This is a genomic window from Mesorhizobium humile, from assembly GCF_033977215.1.
Taxonomy (GTDB): domain Bacteria; phylum Pseudomonadota; class Alphaproteobacteria; order Rhizobiales; family Rhizobiaceae; genus Mesorhizobium; species Mesorhizobium humile.
The window spans coordinates 134,807-158,989 of the sequence record NZ_JAVIIV010000011.1 but is presented as its reverse complement, the minus strand read 5'-3'; the positions used below and the strand labels follow the sequence as shown (position 1 = coordinate 158,989).

At 63.2% G+C, this 24,183-nt stretch carries 26 protein-coding genes and 1 tRNA gene; 8 read left to right on the top strand and 19 right to left on the bottom strand.

What is annotated here, in order from left to right; all coding sequences use genetic code 11:
- Positions 1 to 23: 23 nt before the first annotated feature.
- Complete coding sequence (gene ubiE, locus RFM52_RS18155; protein WP_320293047.1) at positions 24 to 800, bottom strand: bifunctional demethylmenaquinone methyltransferase/2-methoxy-6-polyprenyl-1,4-benzoquinol methylase UbiE; 777 nt, start codon at positions 798 to 800, stop codon at positions 24 to 26.
- Between the two features lie 168 nt (positions 801 to 968).
- On the opposite strand from ubiE, the gene RFM52_RS18150 reads away from it, so the two are divergent.
- The 3 genes from RFM52_RS18150 to RFM52_RS18140 all read left to right on the top strand — a co-directional run bounded on the left by RFM52_RS18150 (position 969) and on the right by RFM52_RS18140 (position 3,471).
- Positions 969 to 1,943 (top strand): adenosine deaminase, encoded by a 975-nt coding sequence (locus RFM52_RS18150; protein ID WP_320293046.1) that lies wholly within the window; start codon positions 969 to 971, stop codon positions 1,941 to 1,943.
- A 128-nt stretch (positions 1,944 to 2,071) separates the two neighbouring features.
- On the top strand, positions 2,072 to 2,701 hold the full coding sequence (gene upp, locus RFM52_RS18145) for a uracil phosphoribosyltransferase (RefSeq protein ID WP_112096510.1): 630 nt from the start codon (positions 2,072 to 2,074) through the stop codon (positions 2,699 to 2,701).
- A 203-nt stretch (positions 2,702 to 2,904) separates the two neighbouring features.
- Positions 2,905 to 3,471, top strand: coding sequence for a TIGR02281 family clan AA aspartic protease (locus RFM52_RS18140; protein ID WP_320293045.1), 567 nt, complete (start codon positions 2,905 to 2,907; stop codon positions 3,469 to 3,471).
- A 132-nt stretch (positions 3,472 to 3,603) separates the two neighbouring features.
- On the opposite strand, the gene deoA is transcribed toward RFM52_RS18140, so the two are convergent.
- The 6 genes from deoA to RFM52_RS18110 form a co-directional block, all read right to left on the bottom strand.
- A complete protein-coding gene (gene deoA / locus RFM52_RS18135) occupies positions 3,604 to 4,920 on the bottom strand; it encodes a thymidine phosphorylase (RefSeq protein ID WP_320293044.1) in 1,317 nt (438 codons plus the stop codon).
- Complete coding sequence (locus RFM52_RS18130) at positions 4,920 to 5,723, bottom strand: purine-nucleoside phosphorylase (RefSeq protein WP_320293043.1); 804 nt, start codon at positions 5,721 to 5,723, stop codon at positions 4,920 to 4,922. Before RFM52_RS18130 ends, deoA begins: the two co-directional genes overlap by 1 nt.
- Positions 5,720 to 6,112 (bottom strand): cytidine deaminase, encoded by a 393-nt coding sequence (cdd, locus tag RFM52_RS18125; RefSeq protein ID WP_320293754.1) that lies wholly within the window; start codon positions 6,110 to 6,112, stop codon positions 5,720 to 5,722. Before cdd ends, RFM52_RS18130 begins: the two co-directional genes overlap by 4 nt.
- Positions 6,113 to 6,174: 62 nt before the next feature.
- Positions 6,175 to 7,146 (bottom strand): ABC transporter permease, encoded by a 972-nt coding sequence (locus RFM52_RS18120; RefSeq protein ID WP_320293042.1) that lies wholly within the window; start codon positions 7,144 to 7,146, stop codon positions 6,175 to 6,177.
- A gap of 1 nt (position 7,147) precedes the next feature.
- A complete protein-coding gene (locus tag RFM52_RS18115) occupies positions 7,148 to 8,287 on the bottom strand; it encodes an ABC transporter permease (RefSeq protein WP_320293041.1) in 1,140 nt (379 codons plus the stop codon).
- The gene (locus RFM52_RS18110) at positions 8,284 to 9,816 is read right to left on the bottom strand and encodes an ABC transporter ATP-binding protein (protein ID WP_320293040.1); all 1,533 of its coding nucleotides are present in this window, start codon (positions 9,814 to 9,816) and stop codon (positions 8,284 to 8,286) included. Before RFM52_RS18110 ends, RFM52_RS18115 begins: the two co-directional genes overlap by 4 nt.
- 258 nt (positions 9,817 to 10,074) lie before the next feature.
- Between RFM52_RS18110 and RFM52_RS18105 the strand changes: the two genes are divergently transcribed.
- The gene (locus tag RFM52_RS18105) at positions 10,075 to 10,284 is read left to right on the top strand and encodes a SlyX family protein (RefSeq protein WP_320293039.1); all 210 of its coding nucleotides are present in this window, start codon (positions 10,075 to 10,077) and stop codon (positions 10,282 to 10,284) included.
- A 69-nt stretch (positions 10,285 to 10,353) separates the two neighbouring features.
- Complete coding sequence (locus RFM52_RS18100; RefSeq protein ID WP_320293038.1) at positions 10,354 to 10,761, top strand: hypothetical protein; 408 nt, start codon at positions 10,354 to 10,356, stop codon at positions 10,759 to 10,761.
- Positions 10,762 to 10,831: 70 nt separating this feature from the next.
- Here RFM52_RS18100 and RFM52_RS18095 read toward each other — a convergent pair whose 3' ends face one another.
- The 6 genes from RFM52_RS18095 to RFM52_RS18070 form a co-directional block, all read right to left on the bottom strand.
- Positions 10,832 to 11,290, bottom strand: coding sequence for a GNAT family N-acetyltransferase (locus tag RFM52_RS18095; RefSeq protein WP_320327867.1), 459 nt, complete (start codon positions 11,288 to 11,290; stop codon positions 10,832 to 10,834).
- 66 nt (positions 11,291 to 11,356) lie between these two features.
- On the bottom strand, positions 11,357 to 12,346 hold the full coding sequence (locus RFM52_RS18090; RefSeq protein WP_320293036.1) for a BMP family lipoprotein: 990 nt from the start codon (positions 12,344 to 12,346) through the stop codon (positions 11,357 to 11,359).
- Between the two features lie 236 nt (positions 12,347 to 12,582).
- Complete coding sequence (locus RFM52_RS18085) at positions 12,583 to 12,909, bottom strand: hypothetical protein (protein ID WP_320293035.1); 327 nt, start codon at positions 12,907 to 12,909, stop codon at positions 12,583 to 12,585.
- Positions 12,910 to 13,094: 185 nt separating this feature from the next.
- Entirely contained in the window at positions 13,095 to 13,790 is a 696-nt protein-coding gene (locus RFM52_RS18080; RefSeq protein ID WP_320293034.1) for a DUF2569 family protein, read from the bottom strand.
- Positions 13,791 to 13,963: 173 nt separating this feature from the next.
- The gene (locus RFM52_RS18075) at positions 13,964 to 15,376 is read right to left on the bottom strand and encodes a bifunctional serine/threonine-protein kinase/universal stress protein (RefSeq protein ID WP_320293033.1); all 1,413 of its coding nucleotides are present in this window, start codon (positions 15,374 to 15,376) and stop codon (positions 13,964 to 13,966) included.
- A 17-nt stretch (positions 15,377 to 15,393) separates the two neighbouring features.
- The gene (locus RFM52_RS18070; protein WP_320293032.1) at positions 15,394 to 16,134 is read right to left on the bottom strand and encodes a metallophosphoesterase family protein; all 741 of its coding nucleotides are present in this window, start codon (positions 16,132 to 16,134) and stop codon (positions 15,394 to 15,396) included.
- A 453-nt stretch (positions 16,135 to 16,587) separates the two neighbouring features.
- Between RFM52_RS18070 and RFM52_RS18065 the strand changes: the two genes are divergently transcribed.
- Positions 16,588 to 16,677: transfer RNA gene (locus tag RFM52_RS18065), tRNA-Ser, on the top strand.
- Between the two features lie 114 nt (positions 16,678 to 16,791).
- Positions 16,792 to 18,111, top strand: coding sequence for an integrase (locus RFM52_RS18060; RefSeq protein WP_320293031.1), 1,320 nt, complete (start codon positions 16,792 to 16,794; stop codon positions 18,109 to 18,111).
- Between the two features lie 78 nt (positions 18,112 to 18,189).
- On the opposite strand, the gene ftsZ is transcribed toward RFM52_RS18060, so the two are convergent.
- Complete coding sequence (ftsZ, locus tag RFM52_RS18055; protein WP_320293030.1) at positions 18,190 to 19,182, bottom strand: cell division protein FtsZ; 993 nt, start codon at positions 19,180 to 19,182, stop codon at positions 18,190 to 18,192.
- On the opposite strand from ftsZ, the gene RFM52_RS18050 reads away from it, so the two are divergent.
- The gene (locus RFM52_RS18050) at positions 19,172 to 19,441 is read left to right on the top strand and encodes a hypothetical protein (RefSeq protein WP_320223725.1); all 270 of its coding nucleotides are present in this window, start codon (positions 19,172 to 19,174) and stop codon (positions 19,439 to 19,441) included. The two genes, ftsZ and RFM52_RS18050, sit on opposite strands and share 11 nt — an antisense overlap.
- A 150-nt stretch (positions 19,442 to 19,591) precedes the next feature.
- Here RFM52_RS18050 and RFM52_RS18045 read toward each other — a convergent pair whose 3' ends face one another.
- From RFM52_RS18045 to trbL, 5 genes are read right to left on the bottom strand one after another with little or no spacing between them, the layout of a single operon-like run.
- Complete coding sequence (locus RFM52_RS18045) at positions 19,592 to 19,855, bottom strand: DUF2274 domain-containing protein (RefSeq protein WP_320228085.1); 264 nt, start codon at positions 19,853 to 19,855, stop codon at positions 19,592 to 19,594.
- Between the two features lie 3 nt (positions 19,856 to 19,858).
- On the bottom strand, positions 19,859 to 21,082 hold the full coding sequence (locus RFM52_RS18040) for a TraB/TrbI/VirB10 family type IV secretion system protein (RefSeq protein ID WP_320293029.1): 1,224 nt from the start codon (positions 21,080 to 21,082) through the stop codon (positions 19,859 to 19,861).
- An 11-nt stretch (positions 21,083 to 21,093) separates the two neighbouring features.
- Positions 21,094 to 22,122 (bottom strand): P-type conjugative transfer protein TrbG, encoded by a 1,029-nt coding sequence (gene trbG, locus RFM52_RS18035; protein WP_320293028.1) that lies wholly within the window; start codon positions 22,120 to 22,122, stop codon positions 21,094 to 21,096.
- Positions 22,112 to 22,843, bottom strand: a complete 732-nt coding sequence (gene trbF / locus RFM52_RS18030) for a conjugal transfer protein TrbF (RefSeq protein WP_320228082.1) — start codon at positions 22,841 to 22,843, stop codon at positions 22,112 to 22,114. The genes trbG and trbF overlap by 11 nt, the downstream gene beginning before the upstream one ends.
- Positions 22,844 to 24,166, bottom strand: coding sequence for a P-type conjugative transfer protein TrbL (trbL, locus tag RFM52_RS18025; RefSeq protein WP_320293027.1), 1,323 nt, complete (start codon positions 24,164 to 24,166; stop codon positions 22,844 to 22,846).
- Positions 24,167 to 24,183: the final 17 nt, after the last annotated feature.

The window sequence follows — 24,183 nt, the reverse complement described above, 5'->3', positions numbered from 1 at the left end:
GGCCCGCTGCAAGGGACCGCGCCTCAAAGCTTCCAGCCGGAATGAAGGGCGGCGATGCCGCCGGAATAGTTGCGGAAGGTGACGCGGTCGAAGCCGGCGCGGGTGATCATCGCCGCGAAATTCTGCTGGTTGGGGAACTTGCGGATGGATTCGACGAGATAGGAATAGGGTTCGCCGTCGCCGGTCACCGCCTTGCCGATCTTGGGGATGGCGTTGAACGACCAGGCCTCATAGGCCTTGTCGAGCAATGGCATGTCGACCTCGGAGAATTCCAGGCAGAGCAACCGTCCGCCTCGCTTCAGCACGCGATAGGCTTCGGCAAGCGCGACCTCGATGCGCGGCACGTTGCGGATGCCGAACGCGATCGTATAGGCGTCGAAGGTCTCGTCCTCGAACGGCAATTCCTCAGCATTGGCCTCGACGAAGTCGGTGTTTGCCGCAAGGCCCTGCTTCTCGGCGCGGTCGCGGCCGACCCCCAGCATCGAGCCGTTGATGTCGAGCACCGTGGCATGGGCCTGGCGCTGGCTGGCCTCGACGATGCGGAAGGCGATGTCGCCCGTGCCGCCGGCGACGTCGAGCACTTTCCAGCCCGGCCGCTTCGGCGGGTTCAGCCAGGCGACCATCGCGTCCTTCCACAACCGATGCAACCCAGCCGACATCAGATCGTTCATGAGGTCGTATCGATTGGCCACCTTATGGAAGACGTCGTTGACGAGGGGCTGCTTCTCGCCTTCCCCGACCTTCTTGAAACCATAGGAGGTTTCCATGCCGCCCGCGGCCGTGGTTCTCTCAACTGACATTATTTTGATCCGTCATAAAACCGGCGGGACCATAGCCGATCGATGGTGCCGACGCTATTGTCCAGGGCGCGGTTTTCGGCCGCGCTTTCAAAACACGGTCGAGAAAGGTTCCGCATGATTTTCCGGCCAGAATCCGCGCGAGATCAGCATGCCGAGCGGAATGACCGCATGATTTTGAAGGCCGAACTGCACTGCCACATCGAAGGGGCGGCAGCACCAGAGCTCGTCGTCGCCCAGGCCCGCAAATATGGCCAGGATCCTTCGCCCTACATCCAGGACGGCTCCTTCGTCTGGCACGATTTCACCTCGTTTCTCGCCGCCTACGATTTCGCTTCCGACCTGTTTCGCACCGAAGAGGACTATGCGCGCCTCGCCGACCACTATCTGACCAGCCTCGCCCGTGACGGCGCCATCTATTCCGAGGTTTTCACCTCGCCGGACCATGCCAAAAAGGCCGGGCTATCACCAAAAGCCTACACGGATGCGCTGGGCGAAGGCATGGTCCGCGCCAAGGCCAAGACCGGCATCGAGGGCCGCATGATCGTCACCGGCGTGCGCCATGTCGGGGTTGAGGCGATCGAGCAGGCGGCGCGCTTCGCGGCGCGCTGCGGCCACCCGCTGGTGACCGGCTTCGGCGTCGCCGGCGACGAGCGAATCGGCGACTTCGAGGACTATGTGCGCGCCTTCGAGATCGCGCGCGAAGCGGGCCTCGGCATCACCATCCATGCCGGCGAGCTGATGGGCTGGGAAAGCGTCAAGGCGGCCCTCGACCACATTCGCCCTTCCCGCATCGGCCATGGCGTTCGCGCCATCGAGAACCCGGACCTCGTCCGCCGCATCGCCGCCGAGGGCGTGGTGCTGGAATGCTGCCCGGGCTCCAACATCGCGCTGAAAGTGTTCGACAGCTTCGCCGACCATCCCTTTCCGGCACTGCGCGCTGCCGGCTGCAAGGTGACGCTCAATTCCGACGACCCGCCTTATTTCTGGACTTCGCTGAAGCGCGAATACGATATCGCCGCCGAGCATTTCGCCATGAACGACAAGGCGCTCGCCAGGATCACCCGGACGGCCATAGAGGCGGCCTTCGTGGACAAGAAGACCAAGGCGATGCTGCTGACCAGGCTCGACGCCAGAGTCCGGTGAATGGTGAATGGTGAATGGTGAATGGTTTGCCGGCTCTTCGGCCTGTCAACCGCAATCATCGATCCATCGGGACTCGCAAACCCGCTCACTATTCACTATTCACTATTCACCATTCACTGGAGCAGACCATGCAGGGCGTCACCGTCGTCGACCACCCCCTTGTCCAGCACAAGCTGACCATCATGCGCAAGAAGGAGACCTCGACGGCCGGCTTCCGGCGGCTGCTGCGCGAGATTTCGCTGCTCTTGGGCTATGAGGTGACCCGCAATCTCGAACTGACCACGACCATGATCGAGACGCCGATCGAGGAGATGGAGGCGCCGACGCTCGAGGGCAAGAAGCTGGTCTTCGCCTCGGTGCTGCGCGCCGGCAACGGCCTGCTCGAGGGCCTGCTCGACCTGGTGCCGGCGGCGCGCGTCGCCCATATCGGCCTCTACCGTGATCACGACACGCTGGAAGCGGTCGAATATTTCTTCAAGGCGCCGAGCGATCTTGCCGACCGTCTGGTGATCGTCGTCGATCCGATGCTGGCGACCGCGAATTCGGCGATCGCCGCGATCGACAAGCTGAAAGGACGCGGAGCGACCAACATCCGCTTCCTGTGCCTGCTCGCGGCGCCTGAAGGCATCGAGCGCTTCACCAAGGCGCATCCGGACGTGCCGATCTTCACCGCCTCGATAGACCGGCAGTTGAACGACAAGGGCTACATCATGCCCGGCCTCGGCGACGCCGGCGACCGCATGTACGGGACAAAATGAGCGGTCTTCTTTACCGCCTGTTTACGCAGACAAGCGGTTCCGGCACGCGTTAAAGTCGCAAACACCATGTCGGCCTAAGGATGCTGCCTTCGGGAGCAATTCCAGGAAGAGTGTGAAGCGGTTTTCCGTTCGGAATTGCTCCAAAACAAAGGGATAGAGCGGTTCGACGTTTCCTTGAAACGGTGAACGCTCCAGGGGCATCCATGCTGCGCAAGCTTCTCATCCTTGGCATCTTTGCCGGAACCTCGGCTTCTATCCCGATTGTCTATCAGGCGAATCCGCATCTGGTGGACAGCCTGCTGAAATCGACCGTCGCCTCGCAGCCGGCAACGCCGGAGGCTCAGCCGCAGGTCAATCTCGCTTCGGTCCCGGACAAGCCCGCCGCCCCGATGCCGCTCGGCCGCCAGGTGCTGGTCAATGCCGATGGACGCGGTCACTTTACGTCGCAGTTCAAGCTCAACGGCCGCCAGATCGACGGCATGATCGACACCGGCGCGACGCTGGTCGCCATCAACACCTCGACCGCGCGCAGGATCGGCATCTCGCTCAACCCATCCGACTTCAATCACCAGGTGAACACCGCCAACGGGGCGATCAAGGCCGCCGTGGTGACGGTCGACCGCCTGCAGATCGGCAAGATCGCGATCGACAACGTCCAGGCGATGGTGCTCGACGACAGGGCGCTGCAGACCAACCTGATCGGCATGAGCTTCCTGCAGCGCTTGCAGAAATACCAGGTCCAGGACGGCTCGCTGCTGCTCGTTCAGTGAGTTCGTATAAGCAATTCCAGGAAAAGTGTGCAGCGGTTAGGCTCGGCGATCTCGCCGTAGCCTTCCGTCCGGAATTGCGTCAAGAACAAAAAGATAGAGCGGTTCATCGTTTCCGCGAAACGATGAACTGCTCTATCGCGGCAATATCCGCCTGAGCACGGTCTTCTCGGCGGGCGGCTTGGAACCGCCGATCGTATAGGCGGCACGCACGGCGGCCGCTGCCGCTTCGGCCTCCGCGTCGGTGCGGGCATGCACCAGCGCCAGTGCCTCGCCCGGGCGAACCTCTGCGCCGACCGGCAGCAGCCTGGTCAGACCGACGGCATGATCGATCTTGTCGTCAGGATGCAAACGCCCGCCACCGAGCGTGACGACGGCAAGCCCGATATCGCGCGTGGCGATGCTGCTCACGAACCCGTCCTGATCCGCTTTCACGGCCAGTTCGACCGGCGCCGCCGGCAAATATTTTTCAGGGTTCTCGATGAAATCGCCGGGACCGCCAAGCACGGCCACCATCCGTGCGAAGACGGCTGCGGCGCGACCTCCGGCAAGCGCCTCGGTGGCGCGCCTGATGCCGTCCTGGTTGGACGAGACGAGCCCCGCCGACTGCAGCATTTCGGCCGCCAGCGCCAGCGTGACATCCTCCAGCCGGCGGTCGCGATAGCGGCCGGTGAGGAAATCGACGGCATTCTTGACTTCGACCGCATTGCCGGCCGCCGAGGCAAGCGGTTCGTTCATGCCGGTCACCAGAGCCGAGGCATTCAAGCCGGCGCCGTTGGCGACCTCGACCAGGCTGTTCGCGAGCGCCACGGCATCGCGCGACTTCTCCATGAAGGCGCCGTTGCCGACCTTGACGTCGAGCACCAGCGAGCCGAGCCCCGCGGCAAGCTTCTTCGACAGGATCGAGGCGGTGATCAGCGGGACCGATTCGACCGTGCCCGTCACGTCGCGGATCGCGTAGAGCCTGCGGTCGGCAGGTGCCAAATCGGCGGTCTGGCCGATGATGGCGCAGCCTGTTTCCAGCACTGTCTTGCGGAAAAGCGCCACGTCCGGCTGGCTGGCATAGCCGGGGATGGCATCCATCTTGTCCAGCGTGCCGCCGGTGTGGCCGAGGCCGCGGCCCGAGATCATCGGCACACAGGCGCCGCAGGCGGCGACGATCGGCGCCAGCATCAGCGAGACATTGTCGCCGACGCCACCCGTCGAATGCTTGTCGGTGACCGGGCCCGGCAGGTCGGACCAGTCGAGCACGTCGCCGGAATCGCGCATGGCGAGCGTCAGCGCCACCGTTTCCTCGCGGCTCATGCCGTTGAGGAACACGGCCATCGCGAAGGCGCCGGCCTGGCCCTCGGAGATGCTGCCGGTCGTCAGCCCCGCGACGAAGGCCGCGATCTCGTCGGCCGAGAGTTTGTGGCCGTCGCGTTTGCGGCGGATGATCTCCTGCGGCAGCATCAGTCGGGCAGGCCGTCCTGGAAGACGCGCCGCAGGATCGTCGCCAGCCGCGCGCCGCCGACCGGCGCCATATCCTTGGTTTCCTGGTGCGAGAGCTCCGCTCCGGTCATGCCCGCAGCCAGGTTGGTGATGACCGAGCAGGCGGCGACCTTGAGCCCGAGGAAGCGGGCGAGGATGACCTCTGGCACGGTCGACATGCCGACCGCGTTGGCGCCCATGACGCGCGCCATGCGGATTTCGGCCGGCGTTTCGAAGCATGGTCCGGAAAACCACATATAGACGCCCTGATGCAGCGCCGTGCCGGTCGACTTGGCCGCCTTTTCGATCGCGCCGCGCAGGCCCGCGTCATAGGCCTCGGTGAGACCGACGAAGCGGCGGTCGCTCGGCTCGCCGATCAGCGGGTTCGAGCCCGAGAAATTGATGTGGTCGGTGATCAGCATCACCGAGCCCGGTCCCATTTCAGGTTCGACCGAGCCGGCGGCATTGGTGAGGATCAAATGCGAGATGCCGATGCCGGCAAGCACCTCCAGCGCCGGCCGCATCGCGGCGGCGTTGCCATGCTCGTAATAATGCGCGCGGCCGGACAGCATCAGCACCGGCGTGCCCGCGAAATGCCCAGCAACCACCTCGCCGGCATGGCCGGAAACGCCGCTGCGCGGGAAGCCCGGCAGCTCGGCATAGGAGATGCGCCTGGCATCCTTGACCTGGTCGACCAGCCCGCCAAGGCCCGAGCCCAGCACGAGGGCCGCGGTCGGCGCCAGTCCGTCCAGCTTCTCGACCAGATGATCCAGCGCTTCCTTCATTTGAGGTTATCGCCCCTGAAGCCGTAAGGCAGCATGTCACCCATGGTCACCGTCTCGGCCACGCCGGTATCGTCGCACAGATAGAGCTTCGTGTCCGGCCGGCAGAATTCCGCCAGCCGCTGCCGGCAGCCACCGCAGGGCGAGCATTTGGCCATGCGTTCGGCGATCACCGCGATCTCCACAATCCTGCCGCCGCCGCCCATGATGTAGTGGCCGAGTGCCGTCGTCTCGGCGCACCAGCCTTCCGGATAGGACGCCACCTCGACATTGGCGCCGGTGAAGACGCGCCCGTCCTCGGTACGCAAGGCGGCACCCACCGGGAACTTCGAATAGGGCGCATAGGCCTTGGCCATCGCCGTCTTCGCCGCCTCGAACAGATCATGCGACATCCGGTTCTTCTCTCCCACGATCTTGTTCAAATGCCGGTCGCCCCCGGACGAAAATCCAGCCCTCAGCGTTCCTTCACATAGGGCACGCCGCCGGCACGCGGCGGGATCGCCTTGCCGATGAAGCCGGCGAGCAGGATGACGGTCAGCACATAGGGCAGCGCCTGCATGAACTGCACCGGCACCTTGCCGATTATCGGCAGCGGCGAGCCCTGCAGGCGGATGGCTGCGGCATCGAGAAAGCCGAACAAAAGGCAGGCGAACATGGCGTTGACCGGCTTCCACTTGGCGAAGATGAGCGCGGCCAGCGCGATATAGCCCTTGCCCGCCGTCATGTCCTTCACGAAGCCGCCATTCTGCACCATGGAAAGATACGCGCCGGCCACGCCGGTGAGGATGCCGGTGCAGATCAGCGCGCGGTAGCGCAGCCAGGCGACCGAGATGCCGGCGGTATCGACGGCGGCCGGGTTTTCGCCGACGGCGCGCATCCTCAGCCCGAAGCGGGTACGAAACAGCACCCACCAGGTGAACGGCACCATGGCGAAGGCGAAATAGACCAGGATCGAGTGGCCCGAGATCAGCTCGGCATAGATCGGGCCGATGATCGGCACATCCTTGATCGCGTCGGCGCCGGGCCAGGTGATCGCCTCGAACCGTTCGCCCGGCTGCAGCGCCGGCGTGCGCCCGCCCTGCTGGAACCAGGCCTGGCCGAGGATGATGGTCGATCCGGCGGCGATGAAATTGATCGCCACGCCGGAGACGATCTGGTTGCCGCGATGCGTGATTGAGGCAAAGCCATGCACCAGGGCGAAGGCGACCGAGATCAGGACGGCTGTGCCGAGGCCGATCAGCGCCGAATGGAAGACGGCGGCGGCCGAAGCTCCGGCAAAGGCGCCGACCAGCATCTTGCCTTCCAGCCCGATGTCGAAGATGCCGGCCCGCTCCGAATAAAGCCCCGCCAGGCAGGCGAGCAGCAGCGGCACCGAAAGGCGGATGGTCGAATCCAGCACCTGGACGATGGCGTTGAACATGTCCATCTCAGGCCCCCTTCCCGTTGACTGCCTGCATGCCGACCGATTTCGGACTGACCGAGGCGAACAGCGCCTGGATATAGGGCCTGAACATGTGCTCCAGCGCGCCGGCGAACAGGATGACCAGGCCCTGGATGATGACGATCATGTCGCGGCTGATCGCCGGCATCTCGAAGGCGAGCTCGGCGCCGCCCTGGTAGAGCATGCCGAACAGGATCGCCGCCAGCACGATGCCGACCGGATGCAGCCGGCCCATCAGCGCCACCGCGATGCCGACATAGCCGGCCCCGGACACGAAATCGATCGCGACATTGTGCTGGTCGCCCATCACCGGGTTGAGCGCCATCATGCCGGCCAACGCGCCCGAGATCATCATCGCGGTGATGATGATGCGGGTTTCCGAAATGCCGGCGTAGCGCGCCGCCTTCGGGCTGTGACCATAGGTGCGCATTTCATAGCCGAGCCGGGTGCGCCAGATCAGAAGCCAGACCAGGAACGCCATCACCAGCGCCAGCAGGAAGCAGATGTTGAGCGGCGCCGAGCGGATCTTGGCGCCGAACAATTCGATGATCCAGTTGAGCTTCGGCAGTTCGGCGCCGGCGAGAAAATTGCGCGTCTGCGGCGCCTGCGAGCCGGCCGGTTTCAGCGGACCGACCAGGAGATAGACCATCACCGAAGCGGCGATGAAGTTGAACATGATGGTGGTGATGACGATGTGCGAGCCGCGCTTGGCCTGCAGATAGGCCGGGATCAGCCCCCAAAGCGCGCCGAACGTCGCCGCGGCCACGATCGCGATCGGAAAGATCACCCACCAGGGCATCACGCTGTCGAGGCTCAGGCAAACCAGCGCGATGCCGAGGCCGCCTATATAGGCCTGGCCCTCGGTGCCGATGTTGAACAGGCTGCAATGCGCCGCCACCGCCACCGAAAGGCCGGTGAAGATGAAGGTCGTGGCATAGAACAGGGTGAAGGCAATACCCGTGCCCTTGCCGAAAGCGCCCTCGACCAGGATGACGGCGGCGCGGAACGGGTTTTCGCCGACCAGCATGACGACGAAGCCGGCGACGATGAAGGCGACCGACAGGTTGATCAGCGGGATCAACCCATAATCGGCCCAGGCCGGCAGCTTGGCGTAAGGCGTGCTCATTCGGCGGCCTCCTGGTGCTCGACGCCGGCCATCAATAGGCCAAGCTCGCCTTCGGTCGCATCTGGGCCGCGCTCGCCGACGACACGGCCGGCGAACATCACCAGGATGCGGTCGGAGAGCGAGCGTATCTCGTCGAGCTCGACCGAGACCACCAGCACGGCCTTGCCCTGGTCGCGCATGGCGATCAGCCGCTTGTGGATGAATTCGATGGCGCCGACGTCGACGCCGCGCGTCGGCTGGCCGACGATCAGCACGCCGGGATCCTGTTCCATCTCCCTGGCCAGCACGATCTTCTGCTGGTTCCCGCCGGAGAAATTGGCCGTCTTCAGCCGCGGATTGCCGGGGCGGATGTCGTATTTTTCGATCTTGTCCTTCGCATCGGCCATGATGGCCTCGATGTCGAGGAACGGCCCTTTCAGGTAACGCTCGTCGTCGTGATAGCCGAGGATCGAGTTCTCGTTCTCCTCGAAGGCGAGCACGAGCCCGACATGATGGCGGTCCTCGGGCACATGGGCGAGGCCGCGGTCGCGCAATTCGCCGGGATCGGCCTTGCCGGTGAGATCGATCGGCTTGCCGTCGAGCATCACCTCGCCGGAAACCGCATGCCTGATGCCCGAGATCGCCTCGAGCAACTCCGACTGGCCGTTGCCGGCAACGCCGGCGATGCCGACGATCTCGCCGCCGCGCACGTCGAAGGAGACATTGTCGACCATGGTGACGCCGCGCGAATCCTTGACGGTCAGGTTCTTGACCGAGAGTTTTACGGCGCCGGCTTCGGACTCGCCCTTCTCGACCCTGAGCAATACCCGCCTGCCGACCATCAGCTCGGCCAGTTCGCCGACGGTGGTTTCCTTTGTCACCCGGGTCGCCACCATCGTGCCCTGGCGCATCACCGAAACCGTGTCGGTGATCGCCATGATCTCGCGCAGCTTGTGCGTGATGAGAACGATCGTTTTTCCCTGGTCCTTCAATTGCTTGAGGATGCGGAACAGGTGGTCCGCCTCGGCCGGCGTCAACACGCCCGTCGGCTCGTCGAGGATCAGGATCTCGGCGCCGCGATAGAGCGCCTTGAGGATTTCGACGCGCTGCTGCAGGCCGACCGCCAGTTCTTCGATGACGGCGTCGGGTTCGACCTCGAGGCCATATTCGCGCTCCAGCCGGTCGAGCTCCGAGCGAGCCTTGGCGATGCTGCTCTTCAGCAGCGCATCGTTTTCGGCGCCGAGGATGACATTTTCCAGCACCGTGAAATTGTCGACCAGCATGAAGTGCTGGTGCACCATGCCGATGCCGAGCGCGATGGCGTCGTTGGAGGTATGGATCGAAACCGGCTTGCCGTCGACGCGGATCTCGCCGCTGTCGGCCTGGTAGAAGCCGTAGAGGATCGACATCAGCGTCGACTTGCCGGCGCCGTTCTCGCCGACAATGCCGTGGATGGTGCCGCGCGCGACTTCCAGGTTGATGTCGCGGTTGGCGCGCACGGCGCCAAAGCTCTTGTTGATGCCTATGAGCTCGATTGCGGCTTGCGCCATGCAGCCAGTCCCCACTGTAATTTTTTTATCGCTTGGTCAAAATGCCTAGCATGATGCCCCGCTTATGCCAATCGGCCGTTCACTCTCGACAAATCCCCGCGCCCTTGTCAATTTCGAACCTGAGCAGGTTCCGCAAAAGTGTCCCACGGTTTTGCGATTGGAACCTGTGAAAACCAACAGAGCATAGGCAGATATTCGTGGGGCATCCCACGTATATCTGCTTAGGTGGAAGTTCACATTCACAAGGGTCGGTTTTGCATGGCCAAACCTGACGATCGGCTGACGACGCTGGAAATCCGCGCCGCCGAGCAGGAAAAGATCATCGAGGAACTGTCCGGCCAGATCGCCGAGCAGTGGAAGGTGATCGAGCGCATGGAGCGCAAGCTCGCCGCCCTGACAGACCGATTCCTGGAGCTGGAGGAGCAGACCGCCTCCGATGTGCCGGTGACCAAGCCGCCGCATTGGTGAGAAGCCGTGGGGGTGAGAAGCCGTGGGGGTGAGAAGCCATGGGGGTGAGGAGCCATGGGGAAGACGGCCATGTCCAGTGAAAGCGACCGTGTCGCCAGGGCCGGCGACTATGTCTTTGGGCTGATGAACGACAGGGAGCGCGCCCGCGCCGAACGCGACCTTGAGATCGATCCCGCCTTTCGCGACACGGTGCTGCGGTTGGCCGAACGCCTGCGCGCCTTCGATCCCGCGGAACCCGAAGGACGCGACAATCGCTGGGAGTTGGTCACGCAACGCCTTGCCGAATTGCCGCAGATGCAGACGCGGCTTGCCGGCGTCGCCGCCGCCGAGAGGCCAGCACCGCAGCCGATGATCCGCCGGCTCGAGCGCAAGCCCTACGGCCTCGGCCTGCATTCGCTTGGCGGCAGGCTGGGCTTCGTCATCGCGCTTGCCCTGGTGGCCGCCTTTGCGCTCGGTTATCTCGCCGGAACGCTATAAAAGCAATTCGAGCAAAAGTGCGGGCGGTTAGGCTCGGCGCCTTCGCCGCAGCCCTCCGTCCGGAATTGCGTCAAAGTAGAGACCTCGACATCAGAAGCATCGGCTCGCCGTCCTGCTCAAATGTCTCTACCGCCCTCCATCCGAGCGCTTCGTAGAAGGCCCGCGCCTGCCAGGTATAGAGATAGAGCATGCCGACACCGGCCGACGCGGCATGGGCCTCGACGGTTTTGACCAGCGCCGTGCCGACGCCGCCGCCGCGACAGGCTTCCTCGACGATCAGCCCGGCGAGCCATGGCGTCAGATCGTGCGGCGAACTGATTTCGTCGCGCACGAGCAGGCAGCTGCCGATGGGTTGGTCTTGGTTCCGCGCGACGAACGCCGCCTCGAAGCCGTCGCCGGCGATCAGCCTGCGCAGCCCGGCCATGTCCTCGTCGAGTGTCCGATCCGTGCCCTCAAAGAAAGCCTTGAGACGAAGCCGCGCTATCGGTTCGATGTCGCCTTCGGCCATGGCTTCGATTGCCGGTCGCATCATACGTCTCCAAAACGAAACCGCCGGGCGTTGGCCCGGCGGTTCGAATCTTCGTTCAACTGCCGATCAGTACGGACAGGCGTTGTCGGTGGTGTAGTCGTGCACCTGCACCTTGCCGGAAATGATGTCGGCCTTGGCCTTTTCGACGGCGGCCTTCATCTCATCGGTCACCAGCGCCTTGTTGTTGTCATCCATGGCGTAGTCGACGCCGCCTTCCTTGAGGCCGAGATTTTGGAGGCCGCCCTTGAAGGTGCCGTTCTTGCCGTCCATGAAGGCGTTGTAGACGGCAACGTCGACGCGCTTCATCATCGAGGTCAGCACCTTGCCTGGCTGCAGGCCATTCTGGTTGGAATCGACGCCGACGCCGAGCTTGCCGGCATCCGCCGCCGCCTGCAGCACGCCGACGCCGGTGCCGCCGGCCGCGGCGTAAACCACGTCGGCGCCCTGGTCGATCTGCGTCTTGGCGATCTCGCCGCCCTTGGCCGGGTCGTTCCAGGCGGCCGGCGTGTCGCCGGTCATGTTCTGGATGACATCGGTCGCACCCGCCGACTTGGCGCCGCCGACATAGCCGCATTCGAACTTGCGGATCAGCGGGATATCCATGCCGCCGACGAAGCCGACCTTCTTCGACTTCGACGCCATCGCCGCCAGGATGCCGACGAGGTAGGAGCCTTCGTTCTCCTTGAACACCAGCGAGCGGACATTGGGCAGGTCGACGGCATCGTCGATGATGGCGAAATTCAGGTCCGGATAATCTTTCGCGACCGCTTTCAGCGCGTCCTCCCAGGCAAAGCCCGCCATGACGATCGGGTTGCGGCCGTCCTCGGCGAAGCGGCGCAGCGCCTGCTCGCGCTGCGAGGCGTTGGAGACCTCGAATTCGACGTAAGCCACGCCGGTTTCGGTCTTGAACTTCTCGGCGCCGTGATAGGCAGCCTCGTTGAAGGATTTGTCGAACTTGCCGCCCAGATCGTAGAGGATGGCCGGCTGCACATCCGCGGCGAAAGCCGGAAGAACCATTGCGGTTGCGGCCAGTAGGCCGAGAACGATACGTTTCATGTGATCCACACCCTGTCGGTTATTTTTTCCGTTTTGCACCGCCTGCCCGCCCGGTTCTCCGGCGGGCTTGCAGCGCCAGGCAGGAAGTGTTTCCCTCCCGCTCGCGGTCAATCTGGCACGGCCCGAAACAAAATTCACGTGGAATTTTGACCTGTTGGAAAAAGCGGTTACCGGCAGTTGGGCTCGGCGGTTTCGCCGTAGCCTTCCCGTCTGGAATTGCGTCAACGCAAGCGCCTTCAGGGGCTTGGAGCGAATTCCGCGCCGCGACGCTTGCGGCGGTAGCCGATGACGTAGAGCAGGAAGGCAAGCACCGCGAACACCGCAAAACCGGGCTGCGCGAGCACCCAGGCGACGGCGCCGTCCCAGACCAGCGGGCTCGCCTTGGCGCGCACGAAAGTCTCGAAAGCCGCGCGTGTGTCGGGCGACACGGCAAGCCAGCTTGCGTTGAGCGGCGTCATCACCAGCGAGGAGGCGGCGACCGAGCGTGTGGTGTCGATCACCGCCATGATGACGGCGATCGACAGCGCAACCATGGCTGCCAGCCGAAAGATGAAACGCAACATCGACGCTCTCCCCGGGAAGGCTCCCGTCTACCCCGCAATCGACATAGAGCGTGCGTGGTTCCCGCGCAATCGCGGCCCGTGAAATTAGAGCAATTCCAGGAAAAGTGTGAGCGGTTTTCCGTCCGGAATTGCGTAAAAACAAAGGGATAGAGAGGTTCGCCGTTTCCGTGAAACGGTGAAACGCTCTAGCGAGCCGGCGCCGGTCTGCGCCGGTTCACCCGCCAGACGGCGAAAATACCGCCGGCGATCGCGCCGACGATCAGCCCTCCCAGGCCGACAAAAGCCGCGAAAAATCCGCAGGCGCCCTCGAAGCAGCTCATATGCGTCAGGTCCGCGATCAGCGAACCGGCGAAGAACCCGCCGCAGGCGCCGATCGCGCCGCCGAGGATGATGCCGAGCAGCGCGGCAAGGATCGAGACGAAGACAGGCGGCCGCTCGGTCTCCGGATTGGCGTAGATCGTGTCGGCGCCGGCTCCGTTGCGCAAGAGATAGATGCAGAGCAGGCCGATGGCGATCTCGGCGACGGCAAAGCCCAACGCCTCGGCCGAGAAGGCGAAGCTGTAAAACACATAGGCCTGGCGCAGCACGAGCCAGACGATGATGGCAATCTGCCAGATGGTGTAATGGCGCGGGAAGCGAGCCGAGCGGTTGAAGGCGAGACCAAGCAGGTACAAGCCCCACAGGATGGTGATCACGCCACCGACAAGGCCGCCATAGATCAGGAACAACAAATTGTCCGGCAGGCTGAAGTCGCCGATCAACCGCCAGTTTGCGATCAGCCCGTAGGCCGAAAGACCCATGACGATGACGAGCCAGCCTACCGGGATGAAGGAAAGCCCGCTGTCCGGCCGCCCCGCGGGTTGCTGGTCGATCGATGCCATGTCGGGACGATGCCCCTCGCAAAGCCCATTGCAATTTCAGGAGCAAGCCGCTCCCAGGCGGTATTGCGTAAACCAGCACTTGAGAGCGGTTCAGTGAAGCCGAAGCGCTCCAGGGCAGTCGATAGACAGCGAGCGCCGAAGTCAAGCGCAGCCAACCTGGCCGAGCACCGACATCAAGACGATCCCCGGCTTTGCTCCTCGACCGCCTTCAACCGGACGACCGACACCGAGCAAAGGGCTCGCGCCACGACCTTGGTCGAGACGCTGCCAAGGTGCCGGCGAATTGCCGACGACGATCGGGCACCGACGACGATATGTCCGACGTCGTTGCGCTCGGCGTAGCTGAGGATAGCATCGGCAGGGCTGACTGCTTCGAGCACGTGATAGCTTATGCGATCCTCCGGCAGATGCAGCGGACGCGCCCAGTCTTTCAGCGCGACCAGTCGCTGCAGATAGACAAGACGTCCCGATTGATCGACACTCGGCGTGTCGGCGATGATCTCGGTCTTCAACACCGTCACGCAAGCCAGCCAGGAATCCGCCCGCGCCGCAAGGACACGTGCCGTTTCGTTGAGAACCTCGCCTGCCAGGGCATCGTTTCCGTTGGCGAGGTCGACCGCGGCCAGCACGATCGGCGGTCCGGCCTGCACTCTCGAGCTGGCAGGCTTTCCCACCAGCGCTTTCTCATCGGGCCTGCCCAGCAGATTCCTGATCGCGTCCCAAGGCCGTGCGCTCGATGGCGCGCGTGGCCTGGCGACCACGACCTGATCGGGGTTCCTGAGATCCGACAGAACGTGTGCTGCATCGCCATATCGCCTGGATCTGTCCACTTCCATGCATCGTAGGATGATGGTTTCCAGCCACCGTGGAATGGCCTTGTCGACGTCTCGCGGCGGCTTGGGCGCATGGAATAGCCTGCGCTTCATTCCAGCGAGGGTGGCGGGGCGCCCGAACGGCTCATCGCCGGTGACGAGTTGATAGAGGATGCAGCCCAGCGCAAACAGGTCGCTCGCCGGATCCGATCTCTCGCCCAATACCTGTTCGGGCGAAATATAGGCCGCGGTGCCCATCGGCACGGAACTCTCCTCGCCGAGAAGGTCCGGAAGCTCTGCGTGGCGCGCGAGGCCGAAGTCCAGAAGCACGGCGCCGCGTTCCGCAAGAATGATGTTCTCGGGCTTGAGATCGAGATGAACGACCTTCTGGCGATGCAAGGCGGCGAGCGCCGTTGCGATTTCGACGCCGATCCTCGCCGCTTCGTCCGGCGGCAGCGGCGCCCGGCCGACCACGTCCGCCAGACCGGCCCCGGCGACGAACTCCATTGCAATGTACGGCACGTTGGCCAGGCCTCCGGAGGCCGCAAAGCGCGGCACATGCGGACCCGAGAGGCGTTTTAGGATCAGTTCCTCGGCCTCGAATCCAAGAATGGCCGAGACGTCCCCTCCCGGGTCGAGAAAGGGAATCTTCAAGAGGAGCGGAAAATCGAACTTCGGATTTCTGGCGCGCCAGAGCGCCGCCATGCCGCCGGACTGAAGCTTCTCGACGAGTTCGAAACCGTCGATGTTTGTCCCTGCTTCGAACCTCTCCATCGATCCTCTCCGGGGACTTAGCGGCCGATTTTCAGGCGCATGCCGAGCCAAGCGGGCAGGCCGGCCGCGCCGATCTTGCGGGCGGTTTCTTCATGGTCATAAGGAACGCGAACCATTGTCACCTCATGCCGATCGGTGTCGAGCAGCGCAAAGCAGGCGGCGGGGTTGCCATCGCGCGGTTGGCCGACGGCTCCCACGACGATCAGATGCCGCCGCAGTTCCGACAGCGGCGCCGCCACGTTGCCCAGCGGCGAAAAATGGACCGGCCGGCTGGCGGGCAAGGCGTAGTAGATGGCCGGGACGTGGGTGTGGCCACAGAAGATGAAACGGGCATCGCTGGAGGACAGACAGCGTTCCGCCGCCTCCCTGTCGCGTATGTACAACCATTTCTCCGGCCTCTCCGCGCTGGCGTGAACGAACAGCCGGTCCTCCGATCGGAGCGAAAGCGGCAGCCGCGCGAGAAAATCGAGATGCGCGGCCGCGAGGTGCTTGCGGGTCCACTCGATGGCGAATCGCGCATTCTCGGTCATGTCGGTCCGGACCAGTCCCACCGCTTCGTCATGGTTGCCCATGATGCAGGAGGCACCATTTTCCACCAGACCGGCGGCCGTCTCGATCACATAGGCTGGATCTGGCCCGTACCCGACCAGATCGCCGAGCAGAACCAACTGGTCCGGTGCCCGCTTGCGGACGGCCTCCAGGACTGCGTCGAACGCCTCGCGGTTGGCATGGATGTCAGACAGGATCGCGATGCGCATTCAACCTTGTCCCGGGACCGGCGCAACATAGCAAGGGGATGGCTGCAAAGGATTTGATCCGGCTCAATGCCCCCACCGGCCTCCGACAAGCTTCCCCATGGCGGCAGCCTTCTCGATTTCAGCAACATCTGCTGCCGATCGGTAGAGGAGAAATTGTACGACCGGCACCCTTATGCGCGAACGCCCTCGGACTCTGGTCGCATCGAGAGACGCGCAGGCATTCCTGGATGCGGGCCTCTGCCATTCGCGACAAAAACCTTGGCCGTGCCATTATGGCTTGGCATTCGCTTTCGGATCGACTAGATGAGCCCCGCGCCCGTTTGCCTAGACGGCTAGCGGCGCAGGGAAGGGTTGCCTGCCGGTTGAAGGCACTCCAGATGTCCGTCCAGGGCTTCCCGCGGGAACATCTCCCCAACCCGTGCGGCGAAACCGGCCGACGCGAGATGCAAGGACGGAGAGGTGGCCGAGTGGTTGAAGGCGCACGCCTGGAAAGTGTGTTTACGGGAAACCGTAACGCGGGTTCGAATCCCGCTCTCTCCGCCAGCTATCTTCCATAAAAACCATTAGTTTTCAAAAACTTCCTTGCGGCCCTTGACCGCCAGATATCGAAACATATCTCATTCTGTGTAACAAACTGTGTAACATTAGAGTGAGCTAATGCGGCGATCTACAGCGCCACGCCCGCATAAGCGGGATGGTATCTGGTATCTCGTGCGCCGGGTGCCTAAGGAATTTGCGTCGTTCGACCGCCGCGGCTTGGTGCGCATTTCAACCGGGGTGGCAGTTGCTGACGATCCGCGTGGTGTAAGGGCTCGCGATGCGGTGCGAAGTCTCGGCGCGGAGCTCGAGACTTATTGGCGCAAACTGGGTGACGGCCAGTCCGCAGAGGCAGCTCTGCGTTTCGAGGCAGCGAGGAAGCGCGCACGATCGTTCGGGCTGGCTTATCGAACCAATGAGGAGCTGGCGGCGGGGCCGCTGGACGAACTCATAGCCCGCATGAAGCTGCTTCTCGATAGAAATGCCATCGACAACGCAGCGGACGTCGCGGCGGTCATGGGCGGCGCGCGGCGGCCGGCACTGCGCCTGAGCGGGCTCCTCAAGGAGTTCGAGGCGATCGAGCAACAGAACCTGCTGGCGATGTCTCCAAACCAGATAAAGAAGTGGCGGAACCCCAAGAAGCGGGCGATCGCAAACTTGATCGGCGTCATCGGCGATAAGGAGATCGCTCGCATGACGCGAGAGGATGCGGTTGCCTTCCGTGAATGGTGGCAGAAGCGCGTCGTTGGAGGGGGCCTCGACATCGGCACGGCCAATAAGGACATCGGCCACATCTCCAAGATGCTGCGTGTTGTCGACCTCACGCACCAGCTCAAACTGGAGCCAGTTTTCCACCACCTTCGCCTTTCCGGGGCGGTCGCAGCCCAGCGCGCAGCGTTCAGCGAGCAGTTCGTGCAGGAAAAGATTCTCGCCGAAGGGGCGCTTGACGGGCTGAATGACGAGGCCCGCCACCTTGTCTATCTAATTGCCGATACCGGACTGAGGCTTTCCGAAGCGGCTAATCTCACCGCAGAGACCATCCACCTCGACCAGGAAATTCCGCACGTCCAGGTGCGCCCCAATGGCCGCCGTCTGAAGACCGATCATTCCGCACGCGATATCCCCCTGGTCGGCTGCGCGCTTGACGCGATGAAGCTGCATCCGAATGGCTTTCCGCGATACCGCGATAAGGCGGCTTCGCTGTCGGCGCTCGTCAACAAAGTGCTTGGCAAAAAGAAGCTGCTGCCCACCTCGGAGCATAGCCTCTATAGTCTGAGACACACTTTCGAGGACCGGCTAACGGCTGTCGAGGCGCCGGAGAAGGTGACCGCTTCCCTGATGGGGCACAAATGGATCCGGCCGAAGTATGGCGCCGGACCGTCCCTGATGCAGAAGCACGAGTGGCTTCAAAAGATTGCTTTCAAGCCGCCAAAAGGCTAGCGGCGCCCGTTCTCTCGGGACCGCCCAACGGGAGCGCTTAGGCTCGCGGCATTCCACTGTCGCGGAAATCGCTTCGTCTCAGGCGATCCTTTGCTCAAGCTGTACGACGTTTGTGTCGTTACGCAGGCCCGTTGCGACGACCGACACCCGGAACTTCCCTGCTAATGCGTGGTCGAAGATGGCGCCGACGATAATGTTGGCGTCCGCATCGACTTCTTCCCGTATCCGTGTCGCTGCCTCGTCGACCTCGAACAGCGTCATGTCCATCCCACCGCAGATCGATACGAGCAGCCCCCTGGCGCCGGTCATGGAGGCCTCATCAAGGAGCGGATTGGCGATTGCGGCCTCGGCTGCCCCCCTTGCCCGGCCCTCTCCGGAAGCCTCGCCGGTTCCCATCATCGCGCGGCCCATGTCACGCATCACCGACTTCACGTCGGCAAAGTCAAGGTTGATCAGGCCATCTTTCACCACGAGATCAGTGATGCAGCCGACGCCCGCGTAGAGAACACGGTCGGCCATGGCAAACGCGTCGGCAAACGTGGTCCTGGCGTCGGCGACCCTGAACAGGTTCTGGTTCGGGATGACGATCACCGTGTCAGCGCTTTCACGAAGGCGCTCGATCCCGTCCTCAGCAGCCTGTGTCCTGCGCTTCCCTTCGAAGACGAAAGGCTTGGTGACGACGGCCACTGTCAAAATGCCGGCATCGCGCGCGGCACGCGCAATCACGGGCGCAGCACCGGTGCCCGTGCCGCCGCCCATTCCGGCGGTGATGAAACACATATGCGTTCCCATCAGCTGGCCCATTATCTCGTCGAGCGATTCCTCGGCGGCGGCAATTCCGACATGAGGCAAAGACCCGGCGCCGAGGCCTTGGGTGACATGCGCACCCAACTGGATCAATCGAGACGCTTTTGACATGGTGAGCGCCTGGGCATCAGTGTTGGCGACGACGAACTCGACGCCTTGCAGGCCTTCGGCGATCATGTTGTTGACGGCGTTTCCGCCGGCGCCGCCGACCCCAATGACGGTAATCTTAGGCCTCATCTCGAGGATTTCCGGCTTGGCTGCCATTGAGGTTTCTCCCTACAAAGGCGCCGGCTACACTGCCGAGCGCACCACACGGAGCCAGGTCAGCGAGCAGGCGAATCAGGCGATCCCAACCACGATCAGGGAATCAGAGGAGGCGCCTGACTTCAAGGTCGAGCTTAAGACGATCAGGTGTCCTAGCGTCCTCATATTCGGCGCCTTTCTGCATCAGTTCCGCCAGCACGCGGCGAGCCCGGTCTTGGTTTCCGAGCCGCCGTCGCATCTCCTCAAGCTCTTGCTCTAGCCGTTCGAAGGTCGGGGTGTAGGATTCGCCATGACGAACGACCAAATAGGCGGCGACAGCGAGAAACCGCTCCAGTTCCGCCAGAGGCGGTGGAGAACTGGGAAATGCTGCGGAGCGCCGCATGGCCGGTTTGACCTATCTCGGCTTCGACTACTCGGAACCGGAACCCGGCAGGCGTCGCGACTTTTCTGTGGCTGGGAAGCCTTCCCTTCTGGCCTTCGCGAAAGCTCGGTCGCCCTCCAGGAACTCGACCAGCATGAACGGAATGAGCTCACCTACTGCCTCGGACTCGCCGTAGGTTTGACGGTATAGTGTCGCATAGTCCTTAAGGGCTTGGCTCAGGTCCGCGCTGATGGTGATGGTGATTTTCGAAGGTGTTCGGTCAGGGAGCTTTCCCAGCTTCAGCTTTGACATCACCTACTCCTGCGAGCTTGGATAGGGCCGAAGCACGAGATCCTTGTGCACGATGACGCGGAGCGGCCAGCCGGGGCGCACCGTGATTGTCGGCTGAATGTTTAGGTTCTTTTCGGTGATGCGCTGGCCGGCTTGACTGACGTTTTGTTGAGTGGATTCCCGGATGGCCTTGACCAGGTCGCTTTCGTTTTCACCAAAACTCAACTCGGTGCCGACACCCAGCAATGTGGCCAGCGCAACTCCCTTGATCAGCTGCCAGGTGTGGAAATCAACCTTGTCCTCAAGCCCTGCGTAGCCGGCGGTGTCTGTGGCGGGCAGATTGTCGATTTCGATGGAGGAGCCGTCTGGCAGCAGAATGCGCTGCCAGACCAGCAGGGCGCGTTTTTGCCCAAAGGCGACGACGCTGTCATAGGTGCCGATCAGGCGTGAGCCTTGGGGGATCAGCAAGATGCTACCGGTGACAGTGTCGTGCACATTCTCGGTGACCTGCGCAACTACCAAACCGGGCAAGTCGGAATTGATGCCGGTGATGAGGCTTGCCGCGATCACGCTGCCAGCCATCAACTGATAGGGCGAAGCCGGCGTCTGCAGTGCATGCGGATTGTAGATTCCGTTTGTGTCCCGCTGACTGATAAAATCGAGCTTGCGCTGTTGGTTGTTCTGGTCGTCATCGGCTGACACAACCGAAGCCGACGCGCGTGTCGCACCGGCTTGCGGAAGCGCCTCAAATGGCTGCTGGGCAGATTGTCCGCCGCCCGCGACATCTGTCTGCTTCGGCCGATTGTCGATCCGGAACATGACTTGCGACTCGCGAGCCTCGATTGCCTGCTGGGCAAAGCGTTGCTCTTCGGCAGAGACTTCCTGCCCCGGCGCGATGCCGAGCTGGCGCTGTCGCTCAAGGATGGGACGGCCGAGATCGCCTGGCAGTGGTGGTCCAAGCATAGGCACCTTTGGCTTGATCGCGGAATAGTCCTTGGGGAGGTTTTCGAGCCCCTCGGCTGTTGGCTTGCGCTCGGTGTTATAGCGGTCCTCTGCCTGGCCCTTGATGCGCCAGGCCGGCCCTTGAAGCGCGAGCATGGTAACGCCGAATATGGCGCCCGATCCGAGCGCGGCGATAGCGATGATCACGCCGCGCCTGAATCGGACGGCGCGTCGCGGCGATGCTCGCAACTGCAGCTGCTCGGGATCAAGCTTCGGCGGAGCGGTGGAATGGGACGTGTCTGTCATGGGCGCTCCCCTCACCTGCCGAGACGAGAAAAAAGCGAGATCCGCCGCGGCGGCTGCCGGCCGTCGGTTCTGGTGATGCGCACCACCTGCTGTTGCTTGGTCCCGAGGCGCAGTTCGGCCGAAGCGAACAGACGATCGACGATGTAGTAGTTGCCTCGCATGCGGTAATTGACGAGCTGGCTGTTACCGTCGGCACCGACGATGAAAAGCGGCGGTGCCTCGCCCTGATCGATGCGGCGAGGGAATTCGATGTAAACCTTGCTGCCGTCGTCGAAGGCTAGCGTCGGCCTCCAGGGCGGTGTGTCGCCACTAATTGAATAACGGAAGCGGATGTTCTCGAGCGCCACATTCGACGCAACCGGCGTGACAGCCTCGGCTTGAGCGTTCCGCTGGCGCAGCGCGACGATCTGATCTTCGCTGTAGGTCCAGGAGATCGCCGCCATCGCGGTCTTCTCGGTGCTTTGAAGTTGTAGGTGGTAGGTCCGTCGTTCCGTAGTGATCACCAGATTGGTGCTAAGCCCCGGCGCGAAGGGTTTTACCAGCACATGCGTGCGCTGATTGTCACCGGTGCCGCTGACGGTGTCGCCGATCACCCAGCGGACCGTGTCGCCGGCAGAAACGGAGGTCAGTTTCTCGCCTGGCTGCAGGGCGATATCGGTGACGCGCTCCGGCGCGGCATAAAGCTGATAAAGCGCGCCATCGGCGAAAGGATAGACCTGCACTGCATTGACATAGCCGTACTTGGTGGGCTGCTGCGTCGCCGCCTTGTTGGCATCGGCGACGCGTTCTTCAGGGTTGCGCTTGTCCTGGGCGATTTTGCCCGGCTCGGGCTGTAACTGACCTGGCAGCGGCAGGGGCTTTGGAACCTCGACGATCTTGACTGGCTTTTCCGGCGGCTTCTCGATTGTCCCCGGTTGGAAGTCGGCAGCATCATACGAAATCTCAGGCGGCGGCACCGGCTTCGACGCGCAGGCGCAGAGGACGACTGCTGACGCGGACAGGACCAGTGCTGTACGGAACGATGGGGCTCTATTTGTCATTGGCGGGCTCCTTCGGAGAAACGGAGGTCGGCGCGGCGCTGTCGAGCTCGCGTGACCAGTCGATGGCGTTGATGAAGACGCCGAGGGGGTTGTTGCGCAGCTGGTCCGTATTGCTTGGCGGGCGGATCACGATGGTGAGGATCCCGGTCCATCGCGTCGTGCTCGCAAGGCTGCCGCGCTCAAAAACTTGCTCGGTCCATTTGATCTGGAACGAGCTGTCGGAGGCCCTGACCACGCTGGTCACCTGCACCGACACGCTGCGCGTGCCGATCTGACCGAAGGGGTCGTTCGCCTTGGCGTACTCGTTGAGGAAGAGTGCCGCACGGTCAGTGGTAAAGTCGTAGGCTGCCAGCCAGTTCTGCCGCACCAGCACCGGATCAGTAGAGACGGAACGGACATTTTGGATGAAGCGGCCGAGATGCCAGGCGATCTGGGCATCGGATGGCTCGTAATCCCGGATTGCCGGCGCAACGGCGCGCGCCTCACCGAAGCGATCAACCTCGACGACATAGGGCACGACACGGCTCTGCATCGACTGCCACACGAGTCCGCCTGAAAGTCCGGTCACTAACCCCAGACAACCAAGAGCCATGAGCCGCCAGTTGCGCGCCTGCACTCGTGATGAGCCGATGCGCTCATCCCAGAGCTGGGCGGCCTTCTGATACGGCGTCACCGGCTCGGGCGTCTTGCCGTAACGTTGAATGGGTCGCTTGAAGAGCATCTAGTCGTCCTTGTCATTGAGTGAGGGATTGGCGCTACCGCCCGGCCTGTCGCCTTCACGGACGGCCTGCATGGCGGCGTGGCGGTGGGCACGGGCGGTCTGTTCGGAACGCAGGCGCCTTGCCCAGCCGGGCGCAGCATCCGCGGCCGTGCCGGATGGGTTTCCTGTCATTGACGCAGTCGGCGCGCCCCCGGTCGCGGTCCATGCGGCCTCGCGCCCGGCATCGGCGCTGCGCGCGAACCCTCCCGCGGCAGATCGTGCTGCCTGCATCGCGGCGCCGCCCACGGCACCCGCCACACCGTGCATTCCGGCAGACACACCGGACAGGCCAGTCTCAGCCGAGGTTGCACGTCCCAACTGCCATGCCGAGGAAGCTGCCGAACCCATTGTCGTGCCGGCTCGGATCGCGGCGAGACCGCCGCCTGTTGCCATGCGCGCACCGGCAAAGGCAGCTCCCCCGGCCACGAGCGCTGATCCAGCAGCGGCCGCCGTGGTCCCGAGTGCGGCGCCGGCGCCAAGCTGCGGTGCGCCGGAGACAAGGCCCGAAGCGATCCCCGGGCCGAATATGCCGAGACCAAGCAGCGCCAGCGCGCCGAGCACCTGCGACATGGCGGCCGCCAGATCCGGCTCCTTGCCTTGCAGAGCGGAAGCGAATTCGCCAAAGAGCGTCGAGCCGATGCCGACGATAACGGCGAGCACCATCACCTTGATGCCTGACGAGATCACATTGCCGAGCACACGCTCAGCCAGAAATGCTGACCGGTTCCAGAGCGCGAAGGGCACAAGAACGAAGCCAGCCAGGGTGGTGAGCTTGAACTCCAGGATTGTGATGAAGAGCTGGATCGAAAGAATGAAGAAGGCGATGATGACCAGGAACCACGCCACGAGCAGCACGAAGATGGTGAGCGCGTTGCCGAAGATTTCCGGAAAGCCAAGAAGCTGGCTCGCTTGATCGAGCAGCGGCCAGGCCCCCTCGAAGCCGGTCGCGGCGATGCGCCCAGGATGCAAGAGATTGTCGGCGGAGAGATTGCCGGAGGACGCGTTGATGCCGAGTCCGGCAAAAGACCGATAGATGATATCGGCGAGGTTCTTGAAATTGTTCAGGATGAAGGCGAAGACGCCGACATAAAGCACCTTGCGGATGAGCCGGCCGACAATGTTGGATTCGTCGCCGAGCGCCCAGGCCAAGCCAGCAAGCGTGATGTCGATGCCGATCAGGGTGGTGGTGAGGAAGGCGACGTCGCCTGAAAGCAGGCCGAACCCGCTGTCGATGTAGCGGATGAACGTCTCCATGAAGCGATCGATGACCCCTAGGTCGTTCATGCCGCCTTCCTCGTTGT